Source organism: uncultured Bacteroides sp., from assembly GCF_949298305.1.
GTDB lineage: Bacteria > Bacteroidota > Bacteroidia > Bacteroidales > Bacteroidaceae > Bacteroides.
Window position 1 is genome coordinate 1 of the sequence record NZ_CASFWU010000152.1, and the last position, 3743, is coordinate 3743.

The 3743-nt window shown below is 56.2% G+C and carries 3 protein-coding genes; 1 reads left to right on the forward strand and 2 read right to left on the reverse strand.

Translation table 11 applies throughout. The features are described from left to right. Positions 1-486: 486 nt before the first annotated feature. Together Q1Y74_RS13730 and Q1Y74_RS13735 are read right to left on the reverse strand one after the other, a co-directional pair. The gene (locus Q1Y74_RS13730; RefSeq protein WP_300814856.1) at positions 487-1077 is read right to left on the reverse strand and encodes a DUF4251 domain-containing protein; all 591 of its coding nucleotides are present in this window, start codon (positions 1075-1077) and stop codon (positions 487-489) included. A gap of 113 nt (positions 1078-1190) precedes the next feature. Further along, positions 1191-2627 carry a Na+/H+ antiporter NhaC family protein gene (locus Q1Y74_RS13735; RefSeq protein ID WP_300814857.1) on the reverse strand — a complete coding sequence of 479 codons (1437 nt, stop codon included), beginning with the start codon at positions 2625-2627 and terminating at the stop codon, positions 1191-1193. Between the two features lie 193 nt (positions 2628-2820). On the opposite strand from Q1Y74_RS13735, the gene Q1Y74_RS13740 reads away from it, so the two are divergent. Further along, positions 2821-3743 (forward strand): sugar kinase (locus Q1Y74_RS13740; RefSeq protein ID WP_300814858.1); only part of this gene is annotated, 923 nt, incomplete at its 3' end.

Genomic DNA, 3743 nt, shown 5'->3' on the forward strand with positions numbered 1-3743 from the left:
AATGAAAATCAGCTACTTGACCTATTTTATTCTGCTAAACTTTATTAATTAACTTATTTGTTATCAACGGATTAGCTATAAATTTAACGAAGTATTATATCAATTAAAAGCCTTTCATTTTGCAATTAAAAGGCTTTCATTTATCCATTAAAAGGCTTTTAATTTTTCGATGAAAGGCTTTTAATGGATACTAACCTGCCGCCTCAGGCGGGCAAAGGTGTCGCCTTGTCCTGCCTTCCCCGCCAGTTTGTCCTGCTCCTCCTGCCGCCTTTGCAGGGCAGCGAATGATGCAATCTGTTGATAATGTGTGATGTGGGGAAATACAACATCAGACGCGGACTACACAGGATGCCACGGAAAGATGGGAAAGGTATCCGTGCATGTCCGCGCAGTTCGCGTCCGAAAAATACAATAAGTCAACGTCTGCCTGTTTTCAGGCACGTGCCCGGGCGGCGGGAGCCGCTGCGGTGACCGTGTGGCAGGGGCTTACCAGGAGCGTCCCTTGAAGATGTTGGACTGGCTGAGGGGCACCAGGCTGCCGCTGATGGTCATGTTGTTGTTGTTGAAGTTGGGGCTGACGGTCACGGTGGCGTTGTTGCCTCCGTTGGTGAGCGAGAGGAAAATCTGGGCAGAGATGCCGATGCCCTGGATGCTGAAGTTGCAGTTGACGTTGCCCTTCTTGTCCGTGGTCATCTGCATGTCCGACACGCTGCCGTCTACGGTGACTCCGCCGATGCCGTTGGGTCCCGGATTGACGGTGTTGAAGGCTATCTGGACGGTGCCGTGTTCTCCATTGACCAGCACGAAGTTGGTGTTGGAGTTGACGAAGGCGTTCTGTCCGTTGGGGAACATCACCTGGTCGCCTTCCAGTACAAACTGGTTGGCCTTCAGTGCGGCCACGGCGTCCTCGTACGAGATTTGCTCCTGCTGTCGCTCTTCGGCCTTCAGGCGGGCGCGTTTGGCGTCGCGCTGTGCCTTGCGCTCTGCGCGGCGCTGGGCCGCACTGGTTTGGGCGTAGATGGCGGTGGTCGTTGCACCTATCAGTACCAATGCCACCATTGCAATAAACTTTTTCATACTGTCTTTTTCTTGTTTAGGTTAATATTAATATGAATATGACTGTTGCCTTCGGCAGGCGTCACCGGCAGGCGCGCCTTCTTTGGCTACAAAGTTTATTGCAACAACAACGCTCAGGCAGGATTGTTCACGGTTTTCCGTACAATCTTAAAGCCGATGGCTGCTATGAGGATGCTCATCAGGGGGCTGATAAGGTTGAAGAAACAGTAAGGCAGATAGGTCAGCGTGGGCACGCTGAGGATGGTGGCCTGCGTCATGCCGCACGTGTTCCAGGGGATGAGGGGAGAGGTGACGGTGACGGCGTCCTCGGTGGTGCGGCTCAGCAGGCGGGTCTCGTAGCCCTCCTTGCGGTAGACGCTGCCGAACATGTTGCCCGTCAGGATGATGCTGATGTACTGGTCGGCGGTGGTCAGGTTGAGGAAGAGGCCCGATGCCACGGTGGATGCCACCAGGCTGAAGGTGTTCTTCATGAAACGCACGAAGACCGACGTGATGCTGCCCAGCATGCCGCTGGCTGTCATGGCGCCGCCGAAGCACATGGCGCAGAGGATGAGCCAGACGGTGTTCATCATGCCCGCCATGCCGCGGGTAGCCACCAGCTCGGTCAGCATGGCGTTGCTTGTCTGCAGACTGGTACTGCCGTAGACGCTCATCAGGGTGCCTTTGAAGAGGCTGCCGCCGTCGGCAATTTCGCGCAGCAGGTCGGGTTGGAAGAGAAGAGCGCAGACTACGGCCAGCAGGGTGGACAGGAACAGGGTGATGACCGAGGGCACCTTGCGGGCAATGAGGATGCCGGTGACGACGGGCACCACGAGCAGCCAGGGGCTGATGGTGAACCGCTCGTTCAGCGCGGCGGCTATCTCGGCAATCTGTCCCGTGTCGCCCGTGTCGTGTGTCAGGCCCATGACGGTGAAGATAGTCAGCGTGACGACGAGGGTGGGGATGGTGGTAATCATCATGTAGCGGATGTGGGTGAAGAGGGGAGTCTCCGTCACCGATGCCGCCAGCACGGTGGTGTCCGACAGGGGAGAAATCTTGTCGCCGAAGTAGGCGCCCGAGATGATGGCGCCTGCTGTCCAGCCCTCTTCGAAGCCCTGCGCCTTGCCGATGCCCATCAGGGCGATGCCGATGGTGGCGATGGTGGTCCATGAGCTGCCCGTCATGACGGAAACCAGGATGCAGATGACGCACGTGGAGGTGAGGAAGAAGTCGGGATGGATAATCTGCATGCCGTAGTAAATCAGCGTCGGGACAATGCCGCTCACCATCCACACTCCGCTCAGGGCGCCGATGATGAGCAGGATGATGACGGCCGTGGCCACACCCGTGATGTTGTTGGTGACGGCAATCTCGAAGTCCTTCCACGGGATGCGGTAGAAGGTCATGCCGATGAATGCGCAGGCGGCGGTGGTGAGGAGCAGCGAAATCTGGCTGCCCCCGTTCAGCGCGTCGCTGCCGAAGGTGTGTATGGTGCCTGCCAGCAGGCCCACCAGCAGCACGATGGGAATCAGGGAGACCAGCGGCGAGGGAATTCTTTTCTTTGTATTCATGCAGATATATGTATTTATCGGAAATGTCGGCAAATGTATAATAAAAATGTCAGAATTCTGTCTATTTTCCCTTCGTAGGCTAAATTTATTATTAAATCTTTACGTTTGCTTGAATAATTGATAGTATCTTTGATACCCGGAAAACAAGAATCGCATCCACAGGATGGGTTTAAATGAATAAATATAAGGTTTTATGGATAAAAAGATAAAGACAACCGGCAGAAAGGTTGTCACATTTGGAGAAGTGATGCTCCGGCTGACCACGCCGGGCTTCCGCCGCTTCACGCAGGCCCATGAGTTTGTGGCCACCTATGGAGGCAGCGAGGCCAACGTGGCAGCCTCGTTGGCCGGTTTTGGCGTACCCGTGTCGTTTGTCACCCGTTTGCCTGACAATGCCGTGGGCCGTGCCTGCGAGGATTTTCTTCGTACGTATGGGATAGACACAAGCCACCTCGTCTACGGAGGTAGCCGCCTGGGGCTGTACTACCTGGAGCGTGGAGCAGCCTTTCGCAATTCTAACGTAGTCTACGACCGCGAAGGCTCCTCGTTTGCCACTCTGCGCCGTGGCATGATAGATTGGGAGGAAGTCTTTGCCGATGCCGGGTGGTTCCACTGGTCGGGCATTGCCGCCGCCCTCTCGCAGGAGGGAGCAGAGGTGTGCCGCGAGGCGCTGGAGGTGGCTGACCGTATGGGGCTGGTCATCTCGTGCGACCTGAACTACCGCAAGAAGCTGTGGAACTACGGGCGGACCGCCGCCGAGGTGATGATGCCGCTGGTACAGTACAGCGATGTGCTGTTCGGTGCCGAGCCGGAGTATCGGGAGATATTGGGCATCGCCCCCGTGGGTTTCAAGGCACAGAGTGTCGCCGATACCTCTTTCGCCGGTTCGTTGTCGGCTTTCGAGAGTTATGGGAAGCGGGTGGCCGAGTTGGTTCCCCGTTGCGGCAAGGTGTTCCTGGAACTCCGTAACTCCATCACCTCCAACCACAACCTGCTGGCTGCCGTGCTCTACTCCGACGGCAGCCTGAAGCATGCGGGCATTTACGACATCGAGCACGAGGTGGACAGGGTAGGGACGGGCGATGCCTTTGTGGGCGGCCTGATTTATGGTCTCCT

Bases quoted from the DNA above. Each gene is read 5' to 3' on its own strand.
- Q1Y74_RS13730 (WP_300814856.1), bottom strand. From the start codon at position 1,077: ATGAAAAAGTTTATTGCAATGGTGGCATTGGTACTGATAGGTGCAACG.
- Q1Y74_RS13735 (WP_300814857.1), bottom strand. From the start codon at position 2,627: ATGAATACAAAGAAAAGAATTCCCTCGCCGCTGGTCTCCCTGATTCCC.